Below are 1,428 nucleotides of genomic sequence, written 5' to 3'. Positions count from 1 at the left end.
GACATCATCGACCAAAACCCTTTGGGTGTTATATGGTCAAGCCTCACGGACCATTAGTACCGGTTAGCTCAACGCCTTGCAGCGCTTCCACACCCGGCCTATCAACCAGCTGGTCTTGCTGGGTCCTTTAGGAGGCTCAAGGCCTCAGGGAGATCTCATCTTGAAGGGGGCTTCCCGCTTAGATGCTTTCAGCGGTTATCCCGTCCGTACATAGCTACCCGGCAATGCCACTGGCGTGACAACCGGAACACCAGAGGTACGTCCACTCCGGTCCTCTCGTACTAGGAGCAGCGCTTCTCAAATCTCCAACGCCCACGGCAGATAGGGACCGAACTGTCTCACGACGTTCTAAACCCAGCTCGCGTACCACTTTAAATGGCGAACAGCCATACCCTTGGGACCGACTTCAGCCCCAGGATGTGATGAGCCGACATCGAGGTGCCAAACACCGCCGTCGATGTGAACTCTTGGGCGGTATCAGCCTGTTATCCCCGGAGTACCTTTTATCCGTTGAGCGATGGCCCTTCCATACAGAACCACCGGATCACTAGAACCTACTTTCGTATCTGCTCGACGTGTCTGTCTCGCAGTTAAGCACCCTTATGCTCTTGCACTCACTGCACGATTTCCAACCGTGCTGAGGGTACCTTCGTGCTCCTCCGTTACTCTTTGGGAGGAGACCGCCCCAGTCAAACTACCCACCACACACGGTCCTCGAACCGGATTACGGTCCTGAGTTAGAACGCCAATGATGCCAGGCTGGTATTTCAAGGTTGGCTCCACCCCATCTGGCGACAGGGTTTCAAAGCCTCCCAGCTATCCTACACAAGCAACATCAGCGTCCAGTGTGAAGCTGTAGTAAAGGTTCACGGGGTCTTTCCGTCTAGCCGCGGGTACACAGCATCTTCACTGCGATTTCAATTTCACTGAGTCTCGGGTGGAGACAGCGTGGCCATCATTACGCCATTCGTGCAGGTCGGAACTTACCCGACAAGGAATTTCGCTACCTTAGGACCGTTATAGTTACGGCCGCCGTTTACCGGGGCTTCGATCAGGAGCTTCGCGTGAGCTAACACCATCACTTAACCTTCCGGCACCGGGCAGGCGTCACACCCTATACGTCCGCTTGCGCGTTTGCAGAGTGCTGTGTTTTTAATAAACAGTTGCAGCCACCTGGTATCTTCGACCGCGTCAGGCTCCGGTCGCGAGGACCTTCACCCTAATGCGGCGTGCCTTCTCCCGAAGTTACGGCACCATTTTGCCTAGTTCCTTCACCCGAGTTCTCTCAAGCGCCTTGGTATTCTCTACCTGACCACCTGTGTCGGTTTGGGGTACGGTCTCACAGTATCTGAAGCTTAGAGGCTTTTCCTGGAAGCGTGGCATCGATGACTTCCTGACCGTAGTCAGTTCGTCTCGCCTCTCGGCCTT

General features: G+C 55.0%; 1 rRNA gene. It reads right to left on the bottom strand.

The annotated features are described in order from the left end of the window. Positions 1–32 precede the first annotated feature (32 nt). Positions 33–1,428, bottom strand: a 23S ribosomal RNA gene (locus RBB39_RS22685); the annotation flags it as partial.

The sequence above is a fragment of the Halomonas sp. MMSF_3323 genome (assembly GCF_030733595.1).
Lineage (GTDB): Bacteria > Pseudomonadota > Gammaproteobacteria > Pseudomonadales > Halomonadaceae > Halomonas > Halomonas litopenaei.
Note: the sequence above shows the minus strand (reverse complement) of the source record. Positions and strands in the feature narration are given on the sequence as shown.